Annotated in this window: 26 protein-coding genes and 2 tRNA genes; 12 read left to right on the forward strand and 16 right to left on the reverse strand. The window is 37.0% G+C overall.

Features of this window, described 5'->3' with window-relative positions; genetic code table 11:
* Positions 1-148: 148 nt before the first annotated feature.
* The 6 genes from ACK2WI_RS02740 to ACK2WI_RS02765 all read right to left on the reverse strand — a co-directional run bounded on the left by ACK2WI_RS02740 (position 149) and on the right by ACK2WI_RS02765 (position 6236).
* Positions 149-1420: a M16 family metallopeptidase gene (locus tag ACK2WI_RS02740; protein ID WP_409149706.1), complete on the reverse strand. Its 1272-nt coding sequence runs from the start codon at positions 1418-1420 to the stop codon at positions 149-151.
* Positions 1410-2669, reverse strand: coding sequence for a M16 family metallopeptidase (locus tag ACK2WI_RS02745; RefSeq protein ID WP_409149707.1), 1260 nt, complete (start codon positions 2667-2669; stop codon positions 1410-1412). The genes ACK2WI_RS02740 and ACK2WI_RS02745 overlap by 11 nt, the downstream gene beginning before the upstream one ends.
* Before the next feature lie 22 nt (positions 2670-2691).
* Positions 2692-3588: an oxygen-dependent coproporphyrinogen oxidase gene (gene hemF, locus ACK2WI_RS02750; protein WP_093097450.1), complete on the reverse strand. Its 897-nt coding sequence runs from the start codon at positions 3586-3588 to the stop codon at positions 2692-2694.
* Entirely contained in the window at positions 3588-4583 is a 996-nt protein-coding gene (locus ACK2WI_RS02755; protein ID WP_409149708.1) for an NAD(P)H-dependent glycerol-3-phosphate dehydrogenase, read from the reverse strand. The genes hemF and ACK2WI_RS02755 overlap by 1 nt, the downstream gene beginning before the upstream one ends.
* A gap of 191 nt (positions 4584-4774) precedes the next feature.
* Positions 4775-5233: a GyrI-like domain-containing protein gene (locus ACK2WI_RS02760; RefSeq protein ID WP_409149709.1), complete on the reverse strand. Its 459-nt coding sequence runs from the start codon at positions 5231-5233 to the stop codon at positions 4775-4777.
* A 64-nt stretch (positions 5234-5297) separates the two neighbouring features.
* Complete coding sequence (locus ACK2WI_RS02765; protein WP_409149710.1) at positions 5298-6236, reverse strand: alpha/beta fold hydrolase; 939 nt, start codon at positions 6234-6236, stop codon at positions 5298-5300.
* Between the two features lie 180 nt (positions 6237-6416).
* Here ACK2WI_RS02765 and ACK2WI_RS02770 point away from each other — a divergent pair, with 180 nt between their 5' ends.
* Complete coding sequence (locus ACK2WI_RS02770; RefSeq protein ID WP_095067885.1) at positions 6417-6701, forward strand: HigA family addiction module antitoxin; 285 nt, start codon at positions 6417-6419, stop codon at positions 6699-6701.
* 34 nt (positions 6702-6735) lie between these two features.
* Here the strand turns inward: ACK2WI_RS02770 and ACK2WI_RS02775 are convergent, their stop codons facing one another.
* The 5 genes from ACK2WI_RS02775 to ACK2WI_RS02795 all read right to left on the reverse strand — a co-directional run bounded on the left by ACK2WI_RS02775 (position 6736) and on the right by ACK2WI_RS02795 (position 11674).
* Positions 6736-7224, reverse strand: coding sequence for a transcriptional regulator (locus tag ACK2WI_RS02775; RefSeq protein ID WP_409149711.1), 489 nt, complete (start codon positions 7222-7224; stop codon positions 6736-6738).
* A gap of 180 nt (positions 7225-7404) precedes the next feature.
* Positions 7405-8538 carry a UvrD-helicase domain-containing protein gene (locus ACK2WI_RS02780; protein ID WP_409149712.1) on the reverse strand — a complete coding sequence of 378 codons (1134 nt, stop codon included), beginning with the start codon at positions 8536-8538 and terminating at the stop codon, positions 7405-7407.
* Complete coding sequence (locus ACK2WI_RS02785) at positions 8522-10156, reverse strand: ATP-dependent nuclease (protein ID WP_409149713.1); 1635 nt, start codon at positions 10154-10156, stop codon at positions 8522-8524. Before ACK2WI_RS02785 ends, ACK2WI_RS02780 begins: the two co-directional genes overlap by 17 nt.
* 235 nt (positions 10157-10391) lie before the next feature.
* The gene (locus tag ACK2WI_RS02790) at positions 10392-11066 is read right to left on the reverse strand and encodes a hypothetical protein (RefSeq protein WP_409149714.1); all 675 of its coding nucleotides are present in this window, start codon (positions 11064-11066) and stop codon (positions 10392-10394) included.
* A gap of 523 nt (positions 11067-11589) precedes the next feature.
* Positions 11590-11674, reverse strand: a tRNA-Ser gene (locus ACK2WI_RS02795).
* Positions 11675-11960: 286 nt separating this feature from the next.
* Here ACK2WI_RS02795 and ACK2WI_RS02800 point away from each other — a divergent pair.
* Positions 11961-12034, forward strand: a tRNA-Arg gene (locus ACK2WI_RS02800).
* Positions 12035-12239: 205 nt separating this feature from the next.
* Here ACK2WI_RS02800 and ACK2WI_RS02805 read toward each other — a convergent pair.
* From ACK2WI_RS02805 to ACK2WI_RS02815, 3 genes are all read right to left on the reverse strand, one after another.
* Positions 12240-12866 carry an intradiol ring-cleavage dioxygenase gene (locus ACK2WI_RS02805; protein WP_409149715.1) on the reverse strand — a complete coding sequence of 209 codons (627 nt, stop codon included), beginning with the start codon at positions 12864-12866 and terminating at the stop codon, positions 12240-12242.
* An 82-nt stretch (positions 12867-12948) separates the two neighbouring features.
* Entirely contained in the window at positions 12949-13794 is an 846-nt protein-coding gene (locus tag ACK2WI_RS02810; RefSeq protein WP_409149716.1) for a LytTR family DNA-binding domain-containing protein, read from the reverse strand.
* A 721-nt stretch (positions 13795-14515) separates the two neighbouring features.
* On the reverse strand, positions 14516-14737 hold the full coding sequence (locus tag ACK2WI_RS02815; protein ID WP_409149717.1) for a hypothetical protein: 222 nt from the start codon (positions 14735-14737) through the stop codon (positions 14516-14518).
* 1247 nt (positions 14738-15984) lie between these two features.
* On the opposite strand from ACK2WI_RS02815, the gene ACK2WI_RS02820 reads away from it, so the two are divergent.
* The 10 genes from ACK2WI_RS02820 to ACK2WI_RS02865 all read left to right on the forward strand — a co-directional run bounded on the left by ACK2WI_RS02820 (position 15985) and on the right by ACK2WI_RS02865 (position 23450).
* Positions 15985-16119, forward strand: a complete 135-nt coding sequence (locus tag ACK2WI_RS02820; RefSeq protein WP_261772042.1) for a hypothetical protein — start codon at positions 15985-15987, stop codon at positions 16117-16119.
* Positions 16120-16267: 148 nt separating this feature from the next.
* Positions 16268-17227, forward strand: a complete 960-nt coding sequence (locus tag ACK2WI_RS02825) for a phage holin family protein (RefSeq protein WP_409149718.1) — start codon at positions 16268-16270, stop codon at positions 17225-17227.
* 18 nt (positions 17228-17245) lie between these two features.
* On the forward strand, positions 17246-18109 hold the full coding sequence (locus ACK2WI_RS02830; protein ID WP_409149719.1) for a nucleotidyltransferase domain-containing protein: 864 nt from the start codon (positions 17246-17248) through the stop codon (positions 18107-18109).
* Positions 18110-18180: 71 nt separating this feature from the next.
* Positions 18181-18882, forward strand: a complete 702-nt coding sequence (locus ACK2WI_RS02835; protein WP_409149720.1) for a VIT family protein — start codon at positions 18181-18183, stop codon at positions 18880-18882.
* Positions 18883-19182: 300 nt separating this feature from the next.
* Positions 19183-19809 carry a Crp/Fnr family transcriptional regulator gene (locus ACK2WI_RS02840; protein WP_312698523.1) on the forward strand — a complete coding sequence of 209 codons (627 nt, stop codon included), beginning with the start codon at positions 19183-19185 and terminating at the stop codon, positions 19807-19809.
* Positions 19810-19878: 69 nt separating this feature from the next.
* A complete protein-coding gene (locus tag ACK2WI_RS02845; RefSeq protein WP_093097476.1) occupies positions 19879-20094 on the forward strand; it encodes a DUF2892 domain-containing protein in 216 nt (71 codons plus the stop codon).
* 161 nt (positions 20095-20255) lie between these two features.
* A complete protein-coding gene (locus ACK2WI_RS02850) occupies positions 20256-20615 on the forward strand; it encodes a DUF4180 domain-containing protein (RefSeq protein ID WP_093097477.1) in 360 nt (119 codons plus the stop codon).
* 77 nt (positions 20616-20692) lie between these two features.
* Entirely contained in the window at positions 20693-21103 is a 411-nt protein-coding gene (locus ACK2WI_RS02855) for a hypothetical protein (protein ID WP_093097479.1), read from the forward strand.
* Positions 21104-21435: 332 nt separating this feature from the next.
* Entirely contained in the window at positions 21436-21789 is a 354-nt protein-coding gene (locus tag ACK2WI_RS02860; RefSeq protein ID WP_409149721.1) for a hypothetical protein, read from the forward strand.
* A gap of 1217 nt (positions 21790-23006) precedes the next feature.
* Positions 23007-23450, forward strand: coding sequence for a nuclear transport factor 2 family protein (locus ACK2WI_RS02865; RefSeq protein WP_093097484.1), 444 nt, complete (start codon positions 23007-23009; stop codon positions 23448-23450).
* Positions 23451-23507: 57 nt separating this feature from the next.
* Here ACK2WI_RS02865 and ACK2WI_RS02870 read toward each other — a convergent pair whose 3' ends face one another.
* Entirely contained in the window at positions 23508-23978 is a 471-nt protein-coding gene (locus ACK2WI_RS02870; RefSeq protein ID WP_093097485.1) for a DinB family protein, read from the reverse strand.
* A 137-nt stretch (positions 23979-24115) separates the two neighbouring features.
* Entirely contained in the window at positions 24116-25852 is a 1737-nt protein-coding gene (locus ACK2WI_RS02875; RefSeq protein WP_409149722.1) for a M14 family zinc carboxypeptidase, read from the reverse strand.
* Positions 25853-25967: the final 115 nt, after the last annotated feature.

The following is a 25967-nucleotide window of genomic DNA, read 5'->3' on the forward strand; positions in this document are numbered from 1 at the left end:
AAACTAGTATTTAGTATCAAGTATTTAGTATTTAGACCCTTTCAACCGTCTAAATACTAACTACTAACTACTAAATAATATCTAATGTTGCAAAAATGCCTGTTTTATTAAGACACTTGTCTAAATACTAACTACTAAATACTATATACTACCCAACAACCACCTTCACCATATCATCTACTCCCAAATATTTCTGGGCAATATCCTGAACTTGGTCGGCGTTGATATTACGGACGATATTGCTGTAATAAGTATAGTAATCCAAGTCTAGGCCTGAAAAATAGACGGACTTGAATTTATCGACATGCGAAAATATAGATTCCAGACTGCCTAGCATGGCGCCTAGCATATAGTTCCGCACCAATTCCAATTCTTCTTCGCTTACCTTTTCATCCTGTAATCTTCTGGACTCCAATTCGATCTGTTGCAAAGTATCCTCCGTGTAAGCCGAGCCTACATCGGTTACAATCGAAATAAATCCAGCATGGTTTAAGTTGGCCACAAGCGAGCCAATGCTGTAGGTATAGCCTTTGTCTTCACGGATATTACTCATCAATCTGGAACCAAAGAACCCACCAAACAAGGTGTTCACAAATTGCAATGCCGGATAATCCGCATGCGAACGCTTGATACCGATCTTTCCAAGACGGATTGAGGATTGCAATGCTCCAGGCTTATCCACTTTAAGAAGCTCTAAATTATGTCCTGCCTTTTGGATGAATGGAGTATGCTTGATCTGAACCTCCCCTTGCCATTGATCTTCAAAATAATTCCTGAAACTGAACAAGACCTCAGGGGTAATATTTCCAGAAAGAAATAATGTAGCGTTTTTAGGTTGGATCTGCTGCCTGTACAATCTGGCAATATCTTCCCTATCCAAGCTCTTTAACAATTCATCAGTAACAGACTGCCCGTATCGAGTCGACCCGAACAAGCTATCGTAAAAACGACGGCGAGCGATAAAATCTGTTTTTTCCAATGATATCTGCAGACTTTGGCTGTTGTTCCTCACATAGGTTTCCAATTCCTGCTCAGGAATGATGGAATTATTCAAGATATCATTCACTATCGGCAGAACCGCATCAATATGCTTACCCAATGAATAAAGCGTCAAGGCATTATAATCAAAACTGAATTCCGGAACCAAATAGGCACCATAGAAATCAATCTTCTCCGCAATTTGGGCACTATTCAAGGAACTTGTACCTTCCTTCAACATAGAACTCAATGCAGTATTCCTTACCGGATTTTCAAAACCTTCAAAAAGGTTATTGAAAACAAACTCAGCCTTCACCAGCTCCTGATCTGGAGCATGGAACACAAAAACCTTCAGGCCATTTGAAAAATTGATCTCCTCAGGGCGCTCCAGGTTGATATCGCCAATTCCATTAATCGATGGTGCATGTATTCTATTCAGCATGTTCAGCCTCCTTACTTCTTGCATTGTACATTAATGTGGATGAGTTATCTCGCTGAAAGGTCTCCTGAGATACTCGCATGATATCTTCGGCAGTTATGTTCAAATATTTTTCTACTTCTTGATTATATAGTTCGGCATCCCCAAGCAATTCATAATACGCTAGGTTCATCGCCTTATCTAAGATCGATAGTTCAGCAAAGACCATGGTAGATTCTATCTTGTTCTTTACTTTAGTCAGCTCCTCTATGGAAACCAATTCCGTTTTCAGTTTATCCAACTCTTCCCAGATTGCTTTTTCAGCATCCTCCAGAGTTACCGTTTCAACCGGTTTACCTTCTACGACGATCAGGTTGTTATCCAAGCTTCCAAGCACATAGGCATTGATCTCGCTGAATAATTTCCGTTCTTTTACCAATCTCCTGTATAATCTGGATGAACTTCCTCTAGCTAGCACATCCGTGATCAGATCAACAACTTGATAGTTAGGATCCAATCGATCCACAGAATGGAAGGCAATATAAATGCTGCTCACTGGCACATCGGCAGTCACTTCTTCTACCCTAGCAGCAGTTTGCTTAGGCTCTTGAGGAAGGTTTCTATCATTTGGTTCACCAACCGGAATATCAGCAAACCACTTCTCAGCTAAAGCTTTGATATCATTTAACTTTACGTTACCGGTAATAGCTACGATCGCATTATTAGGCGTATAGAATTTCTTAAAGAAAGCCTTTACATCCTCCATTTTGGCATCCTCGATATGCTTGACTTCCTTACCGATCGTCGCCCATTTATATGGGTGCACCTTATAGGCCAAATCCCTCAACTTTAGCCAAACATCACCATAAGGTTGGTTTAGATAGCGCTGCTTGAATTCCTCGATCACCACATTGCGCTGCACCTCCAAGCCTTGCTCGTTAAAAGCTAAGCCCATCATACGGTCCGATTCTAACCAAAATGCAGTTTCAATATTGTTTGCGGGTAAGGTGATATAGTAGTTGGTGATATCGTTGGAAGTAAACGCATTATTCTCACCGCCAACTCTCTGTAAAGGTTGATCGTAGTTCGGGATATTAACCGAACCACTGAACATAAGGTGCTCAAATAGATGGGCGAAGCCTGTTTTGTCTTCTTGCTCATCCCGTGCCCCTACATTATACAAAATGTTCATGCATGCCATCGGACTATGAGGGTCCTCATGGACAAGCACTTTCAATCCATTCTCAAGAATGAATCTTTCAAATTTTATCATTGAATCTGAATTTCAATAAATACTAAACCCAGTTAATCCCCTTTTTCAATAGGGACAAAGTTTTTTCTTCTTTAGAATCTTGTTCGGTTTGGAAATTATAGAACCAATTCGCTTGTTCTGGCAAGCTCATTAATATGGATTCAATCCTTCCATTGGTCTCTAAGCCAAATTTAGTACCAGCATCATATACCAAGTTAAACTCCACATAGCGGCCTCTTCTCAGCAATTGCCAGTTCTTTTCAGCTTCAGTAAATTGTTTATTTCGGCTTCTATTTACTAATTCACTATATACTTTCGGGAATAAGTGGCCAAGATCACACGAAAAGTCAAAGATCTCTTGGTCAGAGATACCAGCCTTTTCAGGTGTTAATTTATCGTAGAATATACCACCAATACCCCTAGTCTCTTCTCTATGTTTGATAAAGAAGTACTGATCTGCCCAATCCTTGAATTTCGGGTAGAATTCCGAAGAATACTGATCACATACCTTCTTCAGCTCCTGATGGAAATAGGTAGCATCCGTTTCATCCACATAATGCGGAGTCAGATCAATACCACCACCAAACCAACGGATATTTTCATTCAATTCAAAGTACCGGATATTCATATGGATAATCGGCACCCAAGGGTTGTTAGGGTGAATCACAATGGATACACCAGTGGCAAAGAATTCCTCCTCGTCAACGCCAAATGCTTTCTTGATCTGCTCAGGAAGCTTCCCATGCACAGCAGAGAAATTTACTCCACCTTTTTCCAATATATTCCCATGTTGGATGACACGGGTCCTTCCGCCTCCTCCACCTTCACGTTCCCACAGTTCTTCCTCAAAACGAGCCTTACCATCCAATGCCTCTAGTGCTTGGGTGATCTCGTCTTGGATCTCTTTATATTTTTCAGCGATTTGATCTTTATTAATCATTACGTCAGTTTATCCGATAATGCTTTCACAGCTAATGTAGCTGATTGATTTTTATATAAAATATTGTAAACGGTATTGCAGATTGGCATATCAAGCTGATGATCCAGGATAATATCTTGGATGCAATCAGAAGCAAAATAACCCTCTGCTACCATATTCATTTCCATCTGTGCAGATTTCACACTATAGCCTTTGCCGATCATGGTTCCAAAGGTCCTGTTTCGGCTGAATTGCGAATAGGCAGTCACCAAAAGATCCCCTAAATAGGCAGATTGGTTGATCTCCCTTTTCTGCGGATCGATGGCATTGACAAAGTATTCCATTTCGCGGATTGCATTGGATATCAATACCGCCTGAAAGTTATCTCCATAACCCAGACCATGGCAGATACCGCAGGCTAGAGCATATATATTTTTAAGGACTGCGCCGTACTCTACGCCCAACATATCATTGGACACGACGGTTTTTATATAATGGTTTTGGAAAAATTGAGCAACAACTGCTGCATTAGCAGTGTTCTTAGAAGCAAAGGTCAGATACGAAAGCTTTTCAAGCGAAACCTCCTCTGCGTGGCAAGGGCCTCCAACGACAACTGTATCCTCCAATGGCACCTCGAATTTCTTATTCAAGAACTCTCCTACAATCATTTTGATCGACGGCACAATGCCTTTAATAGCAGATACTAGAAGTTTATCCTTGAAATCTTCAGGTTGAAGATCCTTTAATGCTTCCTCAAGATAAGCAGCCGGAGTATTCAAAATGATGATATCAGAATTTTGGAAAACATCCTTTGGTTCTGAAAACAAACTGATATGATCCAATTTAACCTCAACCGCACTAAGATAAGATGGATTATGATGGTATTGCTCTATATAATCAATATCTTCCTGCTTGCGAACCCACCAATTGATATGTTTAGTCTGCTGGTTATCTGTCAACATTTTGATCATTGCAGTAGCCCAACTTCCACTACCTATAACTCCAATTTTAGCCAAAAGTTCCCTCCTTTATTTGTATGAAAAACAAAGATACCAATAAAAGCCCGTTGCTAATGTAAAATAAAGCTTGATTTTACCGCTTATAGCTAAAGTGCAGGAACATCAGCCTTGAAATAAAACAGCCCAGAAATCAAAAAAAGCCACCCACGGCAGCTTTCTTATTAAGAATTTCTTTAATTAATCTACAATTATCGCAAGGAAACAAAGATTTCAACGGATGGCACCTCCGCTTGGCAACTTTCAGCCGAGTAAACCTCAAAATCCGCTTTATAGGCCCGATCTAAATCAGATGCCCAAATTTTTTCCCAAGCCGCATAAATGGCCGGACCCGAAATATCCCCTTCTACAATGGTCTTCCCATAGTGCGAAGCGGGAATCTCCCTTCCAACCATTCCCTCAGGAATTTCATCCAAGGAACTCACCTTGCAACCTATCAAGGCTAAATAAGGATGTTGAAAATCGCTTTCATAATCGGTATAAATGCCATAAACTGCATCATCGATACGATTCGGAATGGTTGAATCCAACCGTTCACCCGCAAACTTAGCCCATAATGCAGGGATATCCTGTGCCGCCGAACCATCGGTATTGCAGGTCTTGACAGCAATACCAATGACGTAAAATCTTTCAATATGTTCTTTACTCATCTTTTTTATTATTTGTTAGTGCAAAGGAAACCTTTGTATTGACAACAGCCTGTCAACATCAAACTCATATCTTGATTAACAACCAATCCAAAATCTTCTGATAAACTTGCTTCTTAATATCCTCATTCAACAACTCATGCCTCAATTTTGGATAAAGGTAATACTTCACATCTCTGCTCCCATGTTCGACCAACTCCTCAGCAGATTTTTTAACCCCATTTCCAAAATCACCAATTGGATCATCCTCTCCACTTAAAAATAGAACAGATAATTCCTTTGGAATCCTCTTCACCCATCCATTGCCACTGCCCCACAAGGTCACCTGCGCTGCCCCATAGAAAGCATTGTCCGTAAAATCTATCCCACAGTATTCATCTGCCAAGTAATTGTCCCTGTTTTCCAAGTTTAAGCTCAACCAATTTAGATCCTCATGGTTGGGTTCATCCTTAAACTTCCTGTTATTGATCTGGGCAAACTTATCGTTCATAAAACTGGACCTAGAGTTTGGAGCAACTTTATTTAGAACACCCAAAAACTTCGTTCCCAGTGAACTTCCCTTCATCGCATGTCCTGTACCGATCAAAACCGCTCCCCTAAATTCATCCCCAATCTCTTGAATGACATTTCTGGAGATAAAGGACCCTAAGGAATGCCCAATGATGAAATGAGGCTGATCTTTGTAATGCGAATTCAAGAACTGCGACATGCCAATAGCTACTTGGATCAGAAACTCTCCAGGTTTGCTTTCGTGGAAGAATCCTAAGTCCTCTTTATCCTTGGCAGTTTGTCCATGACCAGGATGGTCATAGCTCAGTACCGCAAATCCATTTTTCGAAAGAAAAGTAGCAAAATCATCGTAACGACCGCTGTGTTCCTGCATACCGTGAAGGACAATGATACTGCCGTATACTTGGTCAGAGCTTGGAAGATATAAGTTGTAGAAGACGTCGAGGTTTGTGCCTTCAAAGGAAATGGAATGAGTTCCGGATTTTTTAATAGCCATGTATAAAGTTAAAGATTTGGAGAGAGGAAAGGAAATGAAGGGGATGTGTAGGTTGTTGTGAGACTTCTATTGAAAATACTAAGTAGAATATGGTTATATTTAGTGGTAACTCCTGTTTATTTATTAATACACTTTAGATATTAGTTATTATTCATGATTTAATTGTAGAAAAAAGAGAAGATGAATTATACTATTAACGATAGCAAAGGGAATATTTTAAAGGTTAAAGCGTTTCACCCAGGGATTTTTCTTCAAGAAGAAATCGAGGAAAGAGAATTGCTTAAGAAAACAATTGCCCAACAACTTGAAATCTTACCAACAAACTTAAGTGAGATTTTAAAAGGAAAAAGGAATATATCTCCTAGACTGGCCGTAAGGCTAGAAATGGTGCTTAATATCAGTGCCGAATATTGGTTAAACTTACAAATGGCATGGGATTTACAGAAAGCAAGGAAAGAGGAATAGAGGTTAAAGATGTAGACTGATTAATTTTAGGATATTATTTTCGGTAAACTCTATATGATTCTCTGATTTTGGATCCTTCCAGGGCTTTTTCTATCTTTTCAACACCATAAAAATGTATTATTTCGGCCTTTTCTTCTTCAGTGCCCCTTTCAAAAACCCTTTGAATAATGGCCATATACTGCTTTTCCCAATTAATTTTTTGAATATCCGTATCCCAAAACAAGGCTTTACTCAGAATGTCCAGATCTGGGGTATTTTGAATTTCTTTTTCTTTAATTTTTTGGATATCGTAATCAGCCTGCAATAAAACTAGGGTACCTTCTTCCAATCCAAGCTTTTTCTCAATCTTCAGCGCCAATGCCGTACTAATACCTCTTTTTCCTTTGGTAATCGCATTAAATGTTTGGGGATGTTCTTCTAATGATAAAGCAAAGGGGCGTTGTTTGATGGAACGCTTCTTTAATTCCCTATCAAGTACAATCCCCGGATGGATACCCTTATATTTTTCATATTCTTTATCCATAAATTAAATATAAACATATTTGTTTATAGAATAAATACAGCGCATGGTTCGATCCCTCACCTACGCAAAAAAGCCTTCATCTTTTCGATGAAGGCTTTTTGTGCGGGCTGACAGGGATTATTATCGAAACCCTTGATACCATTTTAAACGTTTTTTGATAGCTTAAAAAGCTAATTTTCATCATTCTCCCAAAAGATAATGAGAAATATCGTTATTAATATTCTCCTTATCATTAACAATCGCAACACTATATTTAGCCCTTGTAAGTGCAACATATAGTTTTGAACGGCTTGTCTCTGCCAGTTCACTACTATTGTCTTTTATCCAATCCAAAAAAGGTTTGGTTGGGTAAATTAGAACTCTATCGAATGATAACCCTTTTGATTCGCCAAAATTCATTACACTATAGTTTTCCTTTATTCGTTTTTCTCTGCTATCATTTCTAAGTTGTATAGCTTTGTACTTTTGTAAATAACTTTCAATATCTTTTTCTTTAATGAAAAACACACCGTCGTGTCCTGTTTCTTTATAATTACCCGATGTAGTTACAGAAAAATTTGCAAATAGCTTGTTTGATAAATCACAAATAGGTTTATTACATCTATAATTTGTCATTAAAGATGTTTGGTCTGTTTCTATATTGATGGTCTTATCTTGGAAAAAGTAATTAACGACATTTGCTTTTTTAAATTGCTTGTTCTTTGGAGCACTATTAGTAGAATATGTTCCTTGCCGAGGGTCTCCAACTAACAATATGTTAGAACTACAATTAAAGAGAAGTTTCAGCAAAGTTAAATCGTAACCAGCCAAATCTTGAATTTCATCAATAAAAATATGGGAATATATTCTCGATATTCGGTCTATAACTGAACCGTTTGATTTTTCATTACACCGAAACACAAATTTAGAGAGTTTATCTGAATATATTTTTAGTTCTTTTGAGAAGTAATGCTTTTCAAACTCTTTCTCCTCTCCAAAATAGATTGGTTGCTTAGTTTTCGTGTACCCTTTTAGCCCTGATAGGCTGTTTACCAAAATCAATCCTTTAATCTTCTTGTCAAATAAAATTCCCTGAAAAGGTCTTACACCGTGTTTTAGCAAGAATGAAAACCACGTTTGTACAGTAACATTGTCAGGAATACATTTATTCTTTTCTATGATTTTCTTTCTTATCTCTGCTTCGTTAGCTTGGGTATAAGTGGTAATAAGAACATTACCCTCTTTTTGTTTAAGAGCTTCATCTATGAGAAAAGTCGTTTTTCCCGATCCTGCAGCAGCTATAATGAGTTTATTGTTGTTAAAAGTTGATTGCATCTAAAATGTATTGAGGATATTCTAAAGCTTCTTCTGTTTCAAATACTTTCAATGCACACTCGGTCTTGTTGGATTTCATATATCTATGCATGTCATCATTACTTTGGTAAGTTGTTCCAAACACTGTATTCAGCTTTTCAAGATTATTAGCTTTTAAAAATTTCGGTTCAAGAGTATTAAAATTGAACTCCTGTAAAACACCATTATCAATTGTCACATCAAAACAGATTTTTATAGTTGGTTTAATTTTATTACCAATATAATTTTCATACTTCCGCTTCAATGCTTCAACATTCCCGTCATTATCAGTAACAACAGCAACTTTTGTCCCTATTCTTTCAGCTATTTCCAAAAACCTTAAAAAAGAAGTACCAACCGAGATTACATCAACACTTTTCTCAATGGGAAGTTTTCCATCATAATTATTCATAAATGCCTTTTGAACAATAAGTTCATCGGAATCTCCCTCTACTAAAATCACCTTCTTGCATAATATTAGCCTTAAAGTGTCGTACCCAGACAACTTTTCAAAGAAATTATGCGTATCGACAGATAACTGATTTAATCTTACGGTTTTTCTGTCGTTCAATAATATCAAATGGTCAAGCCCTAATTTATTAGCTACAAAACTACTGTGAGTCGAAACTAAAACCTGTCTTTCTTCACTATCGTTTTTTATATCGCTGATTAGCTGATTAAGCTTAGAATAAGACAAATGGTTTTCAGGTTCTTCCAACAGAAGAATGTTGGCTTCTTTTGCTTTTTTATGTCCCAAAGCCAATTTAGTTTTTACTAAACATTGTTCGCCTTTACCAATATAGTGAAATGGAACATCTTCTAAGTATGTCATCAAGCTACTTTCCCACGCATTTTTTGAAGATAATTCAACAGACAATTCTACTTTTTTATCTGAAATTTTTGAAGCTGTTTTTATTTTCTCATTTATCTTTTTTATTGCTTTCTCACTCATAAAAGATTCTTTCATTCTTCTATGGGCTTGTGATATTTCTACCACTTCATTTGAATCCAAGAACTCTTTTACAATTCGAGAAATATAAATGTCAGAACCATTTTGAAGTTTGTTGCTTGAAGAATCAATTAAAGCTGATTTAATAGGAATTTTTCTTGGGGTGATACTTTCATCACGTGCAAAACTTGTCCACGAAACATTATAGTATTCGATTGGGAGTGTTTTTATCCCTCCAAGTTGTACTAAGTCTTCATATTCTTTCTGATAACTTTCATCAAAAGCCACTTTTAAGGAAAAACCACTTGTTTTAGACTTTTCACTATTTCCGTCTCCCTCAAATTCAGCAATATCTTCGCCCTCCATAAAGACTTCGATAAGGATATGTGGTAGTGGTTGGACTATATTCCCTTGTTCTAATCCCAAAATATACTCTGCGACAACCTCATTGTTAAATATATACTGTGATAGTTCATTCTTTAAATATTTTCCATTATGCAAACCTGTTAAAACGAGATGAATGGCTTCAATAATTGTCGACTTACCTGCTTCATTATTTCCTACAAGGATATTTATACCCTTATTTAAATTAAGCATAAAGGAGCCTTTAAAAGATTTGAAATTATGTATATGTAGTTTAGAAATGTTCATTTGATTGGTTAATAAAAGGTCTATTTTTCACATTATTGGTCATTGATAAAAAGAATCTTTTCCGCATTTAGATAGCTATAAAATATTATCTAAGATCTTGTTGAGATATTTTTTGAGAAAACTTTCTCTTTTTAAATGGATATTTCGAAATACAAAAATCTTTTTTCATCTTATGATCTTACTAAATTCAAAAACTTTTGAACGAATAGATTAACTTCAAGCTAAATCCGTCACTTTATAAATTATCTTTAATAGAATTAATTGTTTCAGATAATATTGATGAAATTTCAAAATCTAAAATCATTTGATAGGTATACTCTTTTATGTTTAATACATCAATTACTAAACAAAATCTAGGATTAATTTGGTATTTGTCTGAAAAATTATTTTTTAAATAAACAAACATAGTCTCGGCAAAAATTCCAAACTCTACTTTACTATACCCTTTAAGTTTAGCAATAAAACATATAGCACCAATAAAATCAATCCCATTACTTTTGAAAGAAAATATCTGATTTAATGTAATTTGAATTGGAATGTGATTTATTTCTAGTACTGGATGTTTAGTTAATTTTTCTAATATCTGAATCGATTCATCTGGGTACCAAGTTGAAAATTCAAAATCTTTATAATTATTTAATACGTCCAAATTCCGTCGATACATATCACGCGTTTGGTCACGCTTCGAACTCTTAAAATCATTTTCTATATCATTAATTTTATCTATTACAAATTGATTATTATTACTTTTAAAAGCATTACTCAATGCACTAATACTTCTAACCCAATAATCACCACCACTAGTTGAGTCAATAAGTTTAATTTTATCTAATGATTTTAAAAAAGTTTTTTTTGATTTATCAGATTTCCCGCGAAATACAATCATTTCTTTAACAGATATCTTTTTCATTGGTATAATTGGTTTAATTGGTATCCTTTTACTCAATCAAGGATTCTACCCTGAATTTACGAATGTTAATTAGATAAAGTAGAATTTGAAATTAGATTTATTTGAATGGGATAATTTTTTCTATAGATAGCAATACTTCAAAAACCTACGCAAAAAAGCCTTCATCTTTTCGATGAAGGCTTTTTGTATTTCGTTTTCCAGGAACATTCTCCATCAGCACCCGTGAGGGATTGGTTCAGCCCCACAAACCCCAAACGCAAACCCTGAACCCCCTGCGGGTCGAACCCCGCCCGGCACAAGGTTCGATCCCTCACCTACGCAAAAAAGCCTTCATCTTGCGATGAAGGCTTTTTGTATTTCGTTTTCCAGGAACATTCTCCATCAGCACCCGTGAGGGATTGGTTCAGCCCCACAAACCCCAAACGCAACCCTGAACCCCCTGCGGGTCGAACCCCGCCCGGCACAAGGTTCGATCCCTCACCTACGCAAAAAAGCCTTCATCTTGCGATGAAGGCTTTTTGTGCGGAGAGTGAGGGATTCGAACCCCCGAACCTGTGACAGTTAACGGTTTTCAAGACCGCCGCATTCGACCACTCTGCCAACTCTCCGCGACAAAAGTACAAATTCTGACTTGATCTCCAAATAAAAAATGAAAATAATATGGTTTAAAATCCCCTTTATAGCCTAATTAAGCTGATTTTTAACCCATTAGAGCAGGAAATTATTTTATCCAATGCCGTATTTTATTAACAACTTTAATAGTATAGAGGAAACACCAGCAAAATATTAAAAATATGTACTTGGAAGGCAATTAGTTAATGATTATTCCAGTAAAAAAAGAGATTTTATTTTGCTTTTATCAAGCAAATACCTACTTTTGCTTCACAAAATCAGGCGCCAATAGCTCAGCTGGATAGAGCAACGGTTTTCTAAACCGTAGGTCTTAGGTTCGAACCCTAATTGGCGTACTTAAAAGCTCTCTTCTTAGAGAGCTTTTCTGTTTTCTAACAGTTTGGTATTTACTTACCTAAAATTAAAACCGCGAGATTTTACAAGTTTCTCGCGGTTTCAATAAGTGTATTAACCCACCACCTTATTCCATCAAAACGTACAGCAAGCAGGTTTGAACTTGTTCACCGCAGCTTAATCATCCCCTAGTGAGCTATTCTAAATCTAATAATCCGGTATATTTTCACCCAACAATAGATCTCTCTTTATGACCAGCATCCCCTCTTCCATCACTGGTGTAACAATTCCTGAACCACCACGGTTAGGCAATTTTCCTATAAACGATTGCTTCAACAGTGGATCATTTGCAAAGAAGTATTCATCGAGATAATATTCATTGGTAGTCGGCTCCTTGATGGTGATATGGATATGCTCAGGTTCGCTTCGGTCGGGATATGAACCAGGTCGGAATGAATAGAAGGTATATTTTCCGTCTTTCCCAGTCTTGACCCAGCCACGGATATAGCCATGCCGTTTCGCCCAGCCCTTTTCATCGCCTTTTGTCTGATAGACTCCATGTCGATTGGTATGGTAGATATAGACAATGACATTCTCCGCCGGGGTCCTTGTTCCTTTCTTGTAAACAATTCCGGTAACCTTCATCTTAGGCTCATTGTTCTCAAATTCTGGAAGGGTATCTACGGAAGTCAACCGCTTGTCCCCATACTCATAGATCGCTTCACAGCCTTCGCAAGGACCTCCCACTATCCGTAAATTTTGCCCTTTGCATGATGCCATAACAGTACACATCAGCGACATCAAAAAAATTGAAAGATTGTTCTTTAAGTTCATAACAGCGTATTTTTTGTGATTATTACGCCAAATTAGAACCTAATGGAAAGGTATAAAAATGGAATAGGCTAAGCCGTGGACTTTATTGCTCAACCTGATTAAGATATTGCAAGCGGAACTTAAAATTTGCAGCATAAGTCCTGCTCAACCGATGGCATTTCCCATTGGACATAAATAGATCATAATCGCCATTCAGCCTAGACTTAAAAGAATTCAGTTTCGAAATGTTGATCAGCGTACTTTTATGGATCTGCACAAATTGATTTTCATCCAAGGATTCACTCATGCTTTTGAGAGTAGCATTATGGAGATATTCTTTGTGTTCCAGCTGAAGGCATACATAAGGACTAGCAGAACTTATGGCATAGATATCCTCGATCTTTACCAAGATTTTCTCTTTCCCATTTTGGACAAGAATGGAAGCCACAGTCTTTTTTTCAGCCGGAACCTCCTCAATCAGCTTATCAGGTGATTTAGCAACAAATCTGTGCGCCAGTACAAAACCTGTGTAGACAATAAATAATTTATAGAGATCATGGCTAATGGAATAAGTCAGAAACTTATAAAAGCTATACTGACCATGGTAAAATAAGATTGAAATAATGGAAGCAATTAGGGGCAACAAGGTCAAATGTACCGCCATAGCTGCCGCAATAAACAATGCTGACAGCTTTAAATCCTGAACTGGATGTTTTTTCAGGTTTCTTTGAAGGACGAAAAGGATTGGAATGCACAGAACCCAAAAAATATTGAACAATAGGGATTCAGAAAATATGAAAACATACCCACTCCTCCTGGACTCCAAAAAATCCTGAAACACCGTCAAAAATAGGATAAAGATAATGCCGATGGATAGATATAATAACCACTTGCTAGGCCCTTGGAATCTAGTAAACAAGCTTCTGTCTTTAGAAATTGGAAACAACATAACCTATCAATTTAATCGTATTGGAATCTAGACAACAATCTTTGGAACCGATTGTAAAACACAGAGCTAATGTAAATAAATCTTATTGATTATTAATTACTTATAATTGTATTTCATTAAGAAATAAATGAGGAAATTATGATATTTCTTTTTGAGCAGGAACATTATCCATTTCCAATTCTGAACGATCAGTGAAGAATCTGTATGGTTCTTCCCCCACGGGTTCTGTCATCCTTTACCGAAGGTAAAGGGACTGTACGCCAATGCAAAATGGTTTGTATGGTTTAGAGAACCTTCGTGCCTACAAATGACACGTTTGTTAAATCTGTTCTTTTAGGTATTTAGACCTATATTTCCTCACCAGAAGAATATTTTTTATCCACCATACATCCCCAGCGGGGATGAATTATTTTAGCATGGATGGTAAACAATAAAGGGCTAATGCAAAAACGATGTTCGATTAATCGAACATCGTTTTTGCGCGACTTCCAGGCTAACGTGCCATGTCTGCTAAAATAATGGAACCCAAAATGGGGTTCTATATTAAAAAAACAAAAGAGCTAATAGATTTTCATTGCCAACATGCTGTCATCAACTTCCGATAAATTTTTTCCAAATTTTTCATTCTCAGGTTGACAGTAAAAAAGAACATTGCCCATTTTCAATTCTGAACGATCAGTGAAGAATCTGTACGGTTCTCTCCTTGTATATCTTGTCATTCTTAACCGAAGGTTAAGAACCTGTACGCTAATGCAAAATGGTTTGTATGGTTTAGAGATCCTTCCTGCGTCAGGATGACCCTATAGTTGTTAACTTGGTTTAAAGGATTGTAAGCCAATGCAAAATGGCTTGCATGGTTTAGAGATCCTTCCTGCGTCAGGATGACCCCATAGTTGTTAACTTGGTTTGAAGAACCTGTACGCCAATGCAAAATGGTTTGCATGGTTTAGAGATCCTTCCTGCGTACCAATGACACCAAAAACTTTAACTTAATGATATTGCCCGATGGGGGTTTGGCAATGCAAACATCCATTCTTCCGAAGGAAGACCTTTAGCCTCCGGCTCATTTCCAGTGGCGGAAAAATGGATAGAATGCCGATGCCTGTGCGATGGGATTGGCCTTGGAATGCTTTCAATAGATCATCCCTTTTGATGGGATGACCTATTGAAAGATATTCCCGACAACAAGGCATTCTATCCATGTGCGGGAGCCCGTGCGAAAAGCCACCTTAAATGGGCCGAAGCGTTACGGATTCGAGTTGTTTTTGGTATCCGTGAGCTCCTTCGTCGGTTTTGGTTACTTTTGGGCTTCAAAAGTAACGAAGAATCTAAATTTTGTTTTTTGCCTTCCACTTTGCTGTCATTACCTTCCGATAAATTTAGCTCAAATTTTTCCTTCCCAGGATGACCCTAAAGTTGTTAACTTGGTTTGAAGGATTGTACGCCAATACAATATTGGTTTGTATGGTTCCGAGAACCTTCGTAACAACCCCTGGAACCTTCTTACCTCAAATTGCCCCCCTCTCCGTTAAAAAATGTTAATCCATACTACCAAATATAAGATAGGCACAGGCTTTGCGTTTTTATAGTACAAACAGAGTAAAAGAGTAATGAGTAAATAATTTCATAATTTAGGTTAATAATTGGTTAGTAAAAAAAACCTAAGCTTCCCCGGCTTAGGTTTTTTATTTTGCAGATGTTCTGAACCTCATTCGAGGCATATTCGGATTTTTTGCAAAATGGCTAAAATAATATTCAAAGTATCCTCAGGAAATCCACAACGAATTTAAAAGGAATTCTCGAATATGGCTCGAATAAGACTCGAATGAAAGTAAGCTATGTTCAACAATTCACTGAATAGTATTTGGGGAAATATTGGCAGGAAAACTGACCAGATCAAATACAGCAGTCCCACTTATTTATTGAAGACAAGATTTGCACATTAACCCATTTGAATAGCTTTCAAACCGAATTTTCGTTAAAATTTGTTAATCCTTACTGCCGAATATAAGATAGGCATAGGCTTTGCGTTTTAATAGTACAAACAGAGTAAAAGAGTAATGAGTAAATAATTTCATAATTTAGGTTAATAATTGGTTAGTAATAAAAATCCTAAGCTTCCCCGGCTTAGGATTTTTTATGTGCGGTAATTTCTTTCAACCAAAACACTGCATTAACTGTTTAATTAGCATGTTAGAAGATAAGAACTTTAGAAATACATGGATTTGGATCATTGTCTTGATTATTTCATTGATCATTATCTATTTCATTTGGCAATTCCTATTCTCCTCTGTGGCAGAAGTTTCAGAAGAATTTCCCAAATAATAAGTAGAGAATTTGTAGAAAGCCTGTATTTCTTTAAACCATTCCCAATAAGGAATCGAAAACTGTAGGTTACCAGTAAACAAATTCATGGTACATTTATTTGCTTGGTCAAATTATCTTATTTACCTTGAATATAAAATTTGAACCTATGCAGATTCCAATAAAAAATCCTTCCCAATATCTTGGAATACTAATAGCTGCGCTGTATGGCTTAATCATTAGATTTTTTGTTGAGCAGGATTCTATTATTTTTTCGAATAATGTCTATAATATTTCCTTCATTTTCATTACACCAGTTATTATAGGTGTTATCCCAATTTTATTCCTCAAGAACCAAGTCTATGAAAATGGTTTAAAGTCCTTTTTTTATCCAATTATTTCAGTATTCCTATTTATCGTATTAGCAGTCGTTACTAAACTGGAGGACCTATTGTGCATTTTAATTATCGGCCTACCCTTTTTTTTGATCGCTGGTACGGTTGGATTTATTGCTGGGAGCCTGTTGAAAAAAAGGGAGCAAAAGAAGAAGCTACTCTCTTTAGTGTTTCTTCCTCTGATCTTTCTCCCAATCGAAAAGTCATTTCCTGACAGAACTCAAGATTACAAAGTTTCCTATAGTCTCATTATCAATAAGAGTCCTGAATATATTTTCCCCAATTTAGTAGAGGTTCCCCATTTGACGGACAAAGAGTATAAGGAAGGTTTTTTTCAATTTATCGGAATCCCTCGACCTATAGAATCTAAATTATTTCAGGAAAACGGAACCCAATATAGAATAGGACAGTTTACGGATGGCTTGGCACTCTATGAAACCATAGAAAAACAGGTTGAAAATCAGTTTGTCAGTTATAAAATTGATCTTAATAAATCTCAATTGCGAGATAGACCAACCGATAATCATGTACTAAAAGGGAATAATTTTGAGTTCGATAATATTTACTACAGCCTATCGCCTATTTCATCAAATCAAACCAAGGTTACCTTGTCTTGTGATTATAAGATTACTTCAAAAATGAATTTCTATGCGAACTTTTGGGCCAAAATGGTAATCAAAGATTTTGAAACAAGATTGCTTGATGCCATTAAGGTCAAATTGGAAATGCAATAAAATGATTAAATTAAGGGTATGAATCTACCTCCTGAAAAACAGAAAATATTTGATGCGATTTGCAGTGATCTGGAAAAAGTAGAACATGTATCAGCTGTAGTCTTGGGTGGTTCCTATGCTACTGGTAGAGCAAATGCAGGTTCCGATATAGATATTGGGATCTATTACCATGAAAACAACCCCTTTGATATCCAAGAAATACAGAAAATTGCAAAGAAATATGCCCTGGACAATGCTCCCACCGTAACCCAATTTTATCAATGGGGACCTTGGGTCAATGGCGGCGCTTGGATCCAGACGGAAGCTGGAAAGATTGATTTCCTTTACCGCAATATCAACCAGGTAAGGAGAACGATTCAGGACGCTATGGAGGGCATTTGGGAAAATCATTTTGATCAACAGCCTCCATACGGATTTTCGTCGATGTTTTATCTGGCCGAGGTGGAAGTCTGCAAACCTATATTCGATCCCCAAAATGTTCTTCAGTACTTAAAATCATTGGTCAAGATCTATCCGGAAAATCTAAAGAATAAAATTGTACAAGACTCTTTGTGGGCAGCTGAATTCACCATCATCAATGCCGAAGGATTTGCCAAGAACAATGATTATTATAATACTTTTGGCTGTTTGACACGAGGATTGAAGTCCATAGTTCAAGCACTTTTTGCTATCAATGAAATTTATCCCATATCGGATAAAAAAGCCATAGAAATTTTGGAAAAAGCGGATCATAAACCCAAGGATTTAGCAAAGAAGGTCAAATCCATTCTAAGTGCTAAACCGTCATTAACCAACAATTTGATACAACTGAACGATTTGTTTAAAGAAGTGGTTCAATTATCAGATAAACTGTATACTCCTTTATTTAATTTCAAGCATTGATCAGCATGCTTATTGGAGCATAATTATTAAGGATTATTTAATATAAATTAAAGTACTAATAACCTTATCTCATGACAACAATCGACAAATACCTAGAGACCCATTATATACACCGGAGCAATTGGTTAAGGGCTGCTGTTTTGGGTGCCAATGATGGAATAATTTCTGTTGCCAGTTTAGCGATTGGGGTTGCAACTGCAAGCAGCAGTAGAGATCCAATTTTGCTTGCCACTGTTGCCAGCATGGTAGCTGGGGCATTGTCCATGGCAGCAGGTGAATATGTATCGGTCAGTTCGCAGACCGATATTGAGAAGGCGGATATAAAAAGGGAGGCAAAAGAATTGGAAGAAATGCCTGAGCTGGAACTGCAAATGTTGGCCAAGATCTATGAAGAGCGTGGCTTGAAAAAGGAAACTGCCTTGCTAGTGGCCAAGGAAATGACCGAACATGATGCTCTTTCTGCACATATCAGGGATGAACTGGGAATAACCGATATAAACCAAGCTAATCCAATCCAAGCAGCATTGGCTTCTGGCGCTGCCTTTACCGCAGGCGGTCTACTACCCCTATTGGTGGTCTTGTTTGCCCCAATGGAGTATTTGGAGTATTCCCTGTATGGGTTCACCATTATTTCATTAATTATCCTTGGGGCAGTATCTGCCAAAACAGGTGGAGCTAAACCGCTGAAACCAATCATTAGGATTGTTATTTGGGGAACGATTGCGATGCTGCTATCGGCATTGGTCGGATATATTTTTGGTGTGAATGTATAAATTAAAGAAAATTACAACCATACTCTACTTTAACTAGTATAGTTAATACTTAATTGAAAATCGGCTATGTTGATTAAACATTAGCAAGGGCCCAAAAGTTATTTTATTATCAGGATAAAGAAATGACCTACTTGAATATAAAAATTATTATTCCCTAATATTCCGCCAACTCTTGTAGTCGAAATACTAATAATTTTTATTTTTTGGAAAAATTAGCCTTTTATGATTTCCCCATTATCTATATTTATTGTTTAAACATTAATATTGTTTAAATAATTGTATCACACAACTAAAGTTCAGATGAGTAATAAAAAGTTTGATTTTCTCTTGGAGCAGGGTTTAAGGGCAGAGTTTGACCAAGTAGGTATCAAGCTTGATTTTAATACTGGGGATATTATAATAGAACCGAACAAATACATAAAAGTCATCCCCATCCTACTGAAAGGTACCATTAAGGTAATTCGAGAAACTAATGAGGGCAATGAATTGATTCTATACTATATAAAAGCTGGTCAGAGTTGTGCTGTTTCCTTATCCACATCATTAATGAACAAGCTGAGCAATATCAAAGCCATTGCAGAGGAAAAGGTGGAACTCATTGCAATCCCATCCTCCACTTCCGTAAAATGGTATGATAGCTATGCGAGCTGGAGAATGTTTGTATTGAGGACAATGGACAATCGATATGATGAAATCATCAATGCTTTAGACAGTGTTGCCTTCAAGAAAATCGATGAGCGCCTAATGGATTATTTAAAGGCCAAGACCGAAGCTGTACAAAGCAACATCCTCAACATCACCCATCAAGAGATTGCCAATGAACTTTCTACATCGAGAGAAGTAATCTCCCGATCATTAAAACAATTGGAGCAAAAAGGGATTTTGAAACTTTTTAGAAATAAAGTAGAAATTTTCTCTCCAATGTGATAAAAGTCACTGACAAGTGATAAGATAAAGTGCATTTTTGTTTTAGTGTTCACCCTAAATCATTTACTTATGAAAACTAACATGGGCCCACAAGACAAAACGATCAGAATTATCATTGCAGTGATTATTGCAGTTTTGTTTTTCACAAAAGTTATTTCCGGAACATTAGCAATTGTTCTATTGGTTGTTGCAGGAGTATTCGTCCTGACCAGTTTAATTGGATTCTGTCCATTATATAGCATCTTGGGAATCTCTACCTGCAAAAGGAAAGCAACAAACCACTAAAAAAGAAAATCACAATAACTATTATCTTTATACCTTAACCCCACTTAAATCCCTTAGGTGGGGTTGCTTTTTCCCTATTACCCTTAAAAGTATTTCATTAAGAAAAGGTCAAGTTTTGTTTAAGAAATTTATTATTTTTATAAATTATTCCTCGAAATCCAATGATATTAACAAATCACACCCTTAACAATCACCAAATTGCAGAAATTCAAGCCGACGATTATATCTGGAAAACAGTAGAAGACGGAACAGATGTGATGGGAGATGTTTATTACCAAGGTTTTGACAGGCTGATCATCCATGAAAAGAATATACATCCAGATTTCTTTGACTTAAAGACGAAAATGGCCGGCGAGATCCTACAGAAATTCTCTACCTATCGGGTAAGATTGATGATCGTGGGTGACTTTTCGAAATACAATAGCCAGAGTTTACGCGATTTTATTTCCGAGAGCAACAAAGGCAGGCTGGTTAACTTTGTGGAATCCGTTGAACTAGCTAAAACTAAACTTTCGGAATAATTTAGCCGTCATTTTATTTTTCAATTTTCTCCTTTCTATTGCTTTTTGAATTACATTTGTTCAAATTATTAATCCAAATGAATCCGATACTTCGTAAGATCCTTGCTGTCGTTTTAGGCATTGTAGTTGGCTCCGTGGTCAACATGGCTTTAGTTTCTATTAGTGGTACAGTAATACCTCCGCCAGATGGAGTGGATGTTACGACTGCTGAAGGCCTGAAGGCTGGAATGCATCTATTTGAGCCAAAACATTTCATTTTTCCATTCCTAGCCCATGCATTAGGGACATTTGTTGGCGCTCTGGTAGCTGCATGGATTGCACCGAGCAGCAAATTGACATTTGCGATGGTTATTGCGGTATTCTTCTTCTTGGGAGGCTTGGCATCCATATTTATGTTGCCTTCCCCATTATGGTATACCTTTGTGGATTTGGTGTTCGCCTATTTCCCAATGGCTTATTTTGCAAAAAACATTATCTCAAAAGATTAAAATATAAACAAACCGACCGAAAATTATTGAATTACGCTAATTCTTTGTTAAAAGATGTTAATCTAAAACTAAAAAGACACGAAAGTTTAAATCATCTCGTTATAATATCAAAGAAAAGCAAAAGAGTAATAAAGAGTAATTTCATAATTTAGGTTAATAATTGGTTTGGTAAAATCCTGAGCTTCCCCAGCTCAGGATTTTTTCTTTTAACTCCATTCTTGACCTGTTAAAAAACCTTAAATCCCCTCCTTTGGCATGGTAAATGCAATAATCCTATTTGTAACATCGTTATTACAATAGATTAATTAAACATATAACAAAAGATCAATCATATGAATGAACTATTTTTTTCAGCATTGTTTATAGGAAGTTTACTTTTCGGAAACCCTGAAACCAAAGAAATTCCTTCGGAGTTAAATATGAATCAAACGGAATTTGCAGAGCCTGCAGCAAAAGGTAAAATCGAACTTATCGCAGACGATAAGGATAAATTTGAATACAAGGTGATCGGTGACCAAGTAAATGAACCCCTAACTATATATGTAAATGAAAAAGCGCAAGGAGAAGTGAAAGTGGGTGAAATATTTGAAATCAAAAAACCTGAAAACACAAAAGCTGGTGAAAATCTAGAGGTTTCCTTAATGAACAAGGATGCTGAGTATGCCAACCATGTAATAAGCTTCTAATCTCAATTAAATTATAACATAAACAACCTAAGGAATCCTTAGGTTGTTTTTTTTATGGATTCTCCATAATCAATTCATTTTATAAGGAGGTCACAATCTTGAAGGGGTTGGCTCAACAAACATCAATCCTTCCGAAGGAAGCACTTTAGCCCCCGGCTCATTTCCTTGGCGGAGAGATGGATAGAATGCCATCGACTTGTGCGATGGGATTGCTAAAATAATTGAACCCCTCTGGGGCAGTAGATCGATAAAAATGCCTTTCTTTTCCGGTTCACACTGAGGAACGAAGTGTCTTGGAAAGATGCGAACCTTCAAAAAGAAAAACATCCAATGCTGCATTGGCGTACAGGTCCTCAATCTCCGATTGAGAATGACAGGAAATTGTGGGGCATTATCGTACAGATTCTTCACTAATCGTTCAGAATTGGAAATGTCCCAGAGAGGGATTCAGAGCGCAGCGAAGAATCTATTTTTTTATTTTAATAGAATTGTTGTCATCGAGAGCACAGCGAACGAACTATTTCCTTTCCTAGGGTAGATTTATAGAAAAATATTTCACCCCTTCCAGGGGTTATCCGGTAAACGGTACATTTTTCTACAAAGATTTCACCCCCGCTGGGGGTTTTCTGCAAACATTTATCCTTCCGAAGGAAGCACTTTAGCCACCGGTTCATTTCCAGTGGCGGAGAGATGGATAGAATGCCGTCGACTTGTGCGATGGGATTGGCCTTGGAATGCTTTCAGAAGATCATCCCATCAAAAGGGATGATCTTCTGAAAGATATTCCCGACAACAAGGCATTCTATCCATGTGTATGAGGATGTGCGAAAAGCCTCCTTAAATGGGCCGAAGCGTTTACGGATTCGAGTTGTTTTTGGTATCCGTGAGCTCCTTCGTCGGTTTGGTTACTTTTGCGCTCCAAAAGTAACGAGACATCTTTATGTTTATGAGTGGTAGAACGATTCGAATAGCTGCTGAGGGGATTTTCGTCGAAGAGATGGGACCAAACCTTCAATAAACAGGGTAAATCCTTCGGTGAATCCTCCATCAAAATCCTCAGGAACATTCACCGAAATATCAGCAACATTCACCGAGAAAGCTTCAGAATTGACCTATTTTGCCTGTTACGGCCTGTATTTCTGCTATACCTTTGAAGTATCAAATAAGAAATAACAAGAAAAAAATAAAACAGGTATTAATCATTAAAAAAATAAGTCATGAAAAATTTAGTAAAAACATTCGCAATCGCAGGTCTATTATTCGCTTCATCATTCACAGCATTTGCAATCGATAAAGACAAAGACAAATTAAACAGTGCCGTAGTAGAGAACGTAATTGATGCATACATCAATACTTCAGTAAAAGGTGATGTTGAACATTTGGACAACCTATTAGGCAAAGATTTCACATTGAAATACAATACTGAATACAATCAAGCACCGCTTTCAAGGACCAACTATATCAAACAGATCAAAAGTCAAAAAGGATTTACTTTCAATTGTGATAGCGACTATCAAATCGTTGAGAAAGCTGGAAAATACAGCCTTGCTAAAGTAACCCTTAATTTCTCCAACTTCAAACGTGTTGACTACCTTACCATGGTACAAGACAGTGAAGGCTGGAAAATCACTGAAGTAAATTCAGTTTTTGAAGAAAAATAATTGGATGCGACATATATAAAAAAGGCTGCTCTGTAAAAAGAGCAGCCTTTCCTATTTCTATCTGTCATAGAACATTGGAGGTTCGATTCCTAAACTCCTGAGGTAAACATAGCCTTGGGCACGGTGATGGACCTCATTATCCACAAAATATAGCAGGTTATCATAGATCGGCGCATTAAATTGTCCAAATAGGTTGTAATCTTCTGCAAACCTTTCCACTGGAATTTTATTGTAATATTCAGTAATCAATGGCGTCTGTCTGTCCCACTCCGCCAATAAGGCTTCTTTGGTATTAAATGGAACATCATGGTTAAAGCCCTCAGTGGTATTATTGTTAATCCCCTCTAGACCTGGTAATCCAATAGTCAATATTTCCTTTACCAAATCACTGAAAGGACGCATCCCTCCTATGCTATATTCAAATAATTCCTTTTCTGGAAACTTCTCAATTGTTTTTCTCGTTAAGCCTCTATGTCCTTGCCAATGGTCCAAAAAGTTTTCTTTCGTAATAATTCCTGTAGTGCTCATAATATTTTCTTTTTAAATGATTGAATAATCAAATTTAAGACCGATGGATGACAACCTTTTGTCAACAGAAATCAAATCGCCATAAATAAAAAAGCTTCCAAAAATTAATTTTGGAAGCTCTTTATTTTTCATACTCATTACAGTATCCGACCTACCGGATACAGCATGTAATCATGCTCATAATGATGCGTACGTTTATAGATCCATTCCAATTGCTCCCTTCCAATTTCTGCTAATTTTGGATCTTGCTTTTTAGCTTCCTCAAAACTCTTTTTTAATTCGGCATCATTCTTCAACAGTTCGGCTGCTGTATCTTCAAAAATATAGGCCGAAAAATATTCTTTCTGCGAAAGAATCGCGTCAAAGAAATTCCAGTTAAAAAAGGAGTCCATCGCCTCTGGTTCCAGAGTTTCTACGATATAACGATTAATATCCTGATTGGTTTCAATGATCCAATCGCCTTTATAAAATGGCACTTGCATCATTTTTGAACTGACCTCTACAGAATGATGCGGATAATGTCCTTCATAAACAGAACCTTGGGTCTTATAGGATGTGATATAGTACATTTCCACTTCCTTGATTTCATCCTGTGCCAACTGCTTCATCTTTACACCGTTCGTTTGCATCAGTTCTATCAACCTATCATAAGCCTGAGGTACGATATAAGCCTTTGGCTTCTTGATGATGATAGATGGTTTGTAATTAGCGAAATAAGGAACTTGCTTGCTGAATGGTTTATCCCTATCATAATACAATCTTTCCTGTCCGGAGACCTCACTAGTTTTTTTTCCTGATTCAAATCCCCTGAATTCAATTTTTCCTACATTCTCCGTGTCCAAGGTCCAACTAACAGGGAAATCTATTTGTGAAGCAACTTTTTCTTTTATCTTCTTCCGTAAAGCAACCAAGTCTTTGGACTCTTGGACGGAAACCTCAAATAAATTCTTCATCAAGGCATAGGTAGACTCGACTCTTTGCTGATAAGATTTCCACATGTGGGTTTCAGGCATATAGCCTATGGTATTATGCAGCGCAGCATATCCTGTAGAATATCGCGGACTTTCTAGAAATGATACCAATCCAGACTCAGGGGTCTCCCCTTTTGAGTTCACATAAGGAACCATTGGAAAGCCCTCTTTATCCATTCTCCTGTAAAGTTCATCTGTGAATTTCGATTTCATATAAGGAGCGAGATCCTGATGCAATTTATCCTTATGGGTTTCAATCAGGGTCATGACATATTGGTAATCCGCTCCGTTACTGGTATGGGTATCGAAAAATACATCGGGATCCCAAGTACTGAAAATCTTTTGGAACAACCTGGAATTTCGGGTATCGCCTTTTATAAAATCTCGATTGAGATCATAATGCTGTCTCGTCCCTCTAAAACCATATTCATTGGGACCATTTTGATTTACCCTTGACTCACCTCGGTTAAGCATCCCGGCAATATTATAGACCGGAATTACGCAAAGCACCAAATTGTCAGGTAATTTATTTCCCTGAAGAAGATTCCTGATAAACATCATGGAAGCATCGATTCCTTCTGGCTCCCCTGGATGGATCCCATTGTTGATCAACATCACGGCCTTTCCCTTTGCTTTTATACTCTTTGGATCAAAATCACCATCCTTGGAAAGGACGATCAGCTGCAAAGGCTTACCGACATCCGTCAATCCATAATCAATCATTTTCACATCCTTTCTTCCCTTCAAAAGGGAAGAATAGTATTGTTGCAATTCTTGATAAGTTACAGTAGTATTCTTTTTGGCATCCAGTTCATAGGGTATTTTCTGTGCTTTTATTTCCATCATTCCAGTAGATAACAACATAGCGCCTAAGGCTATGCTTTTAAATAAACTTGTATTCATGTTTAGTTTGGCTTATTAGGTGAATAAAGATAGAGATTATTTTTGTTTGAACGATTGAGGAAAGGGTCCCCTACATAAAAAAGGTGCTGTTCCAATGGAACAGCACCTTCTGAGT

The organism is Sphingobacterium sp. BS-2 (genome assembly GCF_046161205.1).
GTDB classification, from domain to species: domain Bacteria; phylum Bacteroidota; class Bacteroidia; order Sphingobacteriales; family Sphingobacteriaceae; genus Sphingobacterium; species Sphingobacterium mizutaii.

Bases quoted from the DNA above. Each gene is read 5' to 3' on its own strand.
- ACK2WI_RS02740 (WP_409149706.1), bottom strand. From the start codon at position 1,420: ATGCTGAATAGAATACATGCACCATCGATTAATGGAATTGGCGATATC.
- ACK2WI_RS02745 (WP_409149707.1), bottom strand. From the start codon at position 2,669: ATGATAAAATTTGAAAGATTCATTCTTGAGAATGGATTGAAAGTGCTT.
- hemF (WP_093097450.1), bottom strand. From the start codon at position 3,588: ATGATTAATAAAGATCAAATCGCTGAAAAATATAAAGAGATCCAAGAC.
- ACK2WI_RS02760 (WP_409149709.1), bottom strand. From the start codon at position 5,233: ATGAGTAAAGAACATATTGAAAGATTTTACGTCATTGGTATTGCTGTC.
- ACK2WI_RS02765 (WP_409149710.1), bottom strand. From the start codon at position 6,236: ATGGCTATTAAAAAATCCGGAACTCATTCCATTTCCTTTGAAGGCACA.
- ACK2WI_RS02770 (WP_095067885.1), top strand. From the start codon at position 6,417: ATGAATTATACTATTAACGATAGCAAAGGGAATATTTTAAAGGTTAAA.
- ACK2WI_RS02775 (WP_409149711.1), bottom strand. From the start codon at position 7,224: ATGGATAAAGAATATGAAAAATATAAGGGTATCCATCCGGGGATTGTA.
- ACK2WI_RS02780 (WP_409149712.1), bottom strand. From the start codon at position 8,538: ATGCAATCAACTTTTAACAACAATAAACTCATTATAGCTGCTGCAGGA.
- ACK2WI_RS02785 (WP_409149713.1), bottom strand. From the start codon at position 10,156: ATGAACATTTCTAAACTACATATACATAATTTCAAATCTTTTAAAGGC.
- ACK2WI_RS02790 (WP_409149714.1), bottom strand. From the start codon at position 11,066: ATGAAAAAGATATCTGTTAAAGAAATGATTGTATTTCGCGGGAAATCT.
- ACK2WI_RS02805 (WP_409149715.1), bottom strand. From the start codon at position 12,866: ATGAACTTAAAGAACAATCTTTCAATTTTTTTGATGTCGCTGATGTGT.
- ACK2WI_RS02810 (WP_409149716.1), bottom strand. From the start codon at position 13,794: ATGTTGTTTCCAATTTCTAAAGACAGAAGCTTGTTTACTAGATTCCAA.
- ACK2WI_RS02815 (WP_409149717.1), bottom strand. From the start codon at position 14,737: ATGCAAACCATTTTGCATTGGCGTACAGGTTCTTCAAACCAAGTTAAC.
- ACK2WI_RS02820 (WP_261772042.1), top strand. From the start codon at position 15,985: ATGTTAGAAGATAAGAACTTTAGAAATACATGGATTTGGATCATTGTC.
- ACK2WI_RS02825 (WP_409149718.1), top strand. From the start codon at position 16,268: ATGCAGATTCCAATAAAAAATCCTTCCCAATATCTTGGAATACTAATA.
- ACK2WI_RS02830 (WP_409149719.1), top strand. From the start codon at position 17,246: ATGAATCTACCTCCTGAAAAACAGAAAATATTTGATGCGATTTGCAGT.
- ACK2WI_RS02835 (WP_409149720.1), top strand. From the start codon at position 18,181: ATGACAACAATCGACAAATACCTAGAGACCCATTATATACACCGGAGC.
- ACK2WI_RS02840 (WP_312698523.1), top strand. From the start codon at position 19,183: ATGAGTAATAAAAAGTTTGATTTTCTCTTGGAGCAGGGTTTAAGGGCA.
- ACK2WI_RS02845 (WP_093097476.1), top strand. From the start codon at position 19,879: ATGAAAACTAACATGGGCCCACAAGACAAAACGATCAGAATTATCATT.
- ACK2WI_RS02850 (WP_093097477.1), top strand. From the start codon at position 20,256: ATGATATTAACAAATCACACCCTTAACAATCACCAAATTGCAGAAATT.
- ACK2WI_RS02855 (WP_093097479.1), top strand. From the start codon at position 20,693: ATGAATCCGATACTTCGTAAGATCCTTGCTGTCGTTTTAGGCATTGTA.
- ACK2WI_RS02860 (WP_409149721.1), top strand. From the start codon at position 21,436: ATGAATGAACTATTTTTTTCAGCATTGTTTATAGGAAGTTTACTTTTC.
- ACK2WI_RS02865 (WP_093097484.1), top strand. From the start codon at position 23,007: ATGAAAAATTTAGTAAAAACATTCGCAATCGCAGGTCTATTATTCGCT.
- ACK2WI_RS02870 (WP_093097485.1), bottom strand. From the start codon at position 23,978: ATGAGCACTACAGGAATTATTACGAAAGAAAACTTTTTGGACCATTGG.
- ACK2WI_RS02875 (WP_409149722.1), bottom strand. From the start codon at position 25,852: ATGAATACAAGTTTATTTAAAAGCATAGCCTTAGGCGCTATGTTGTTA.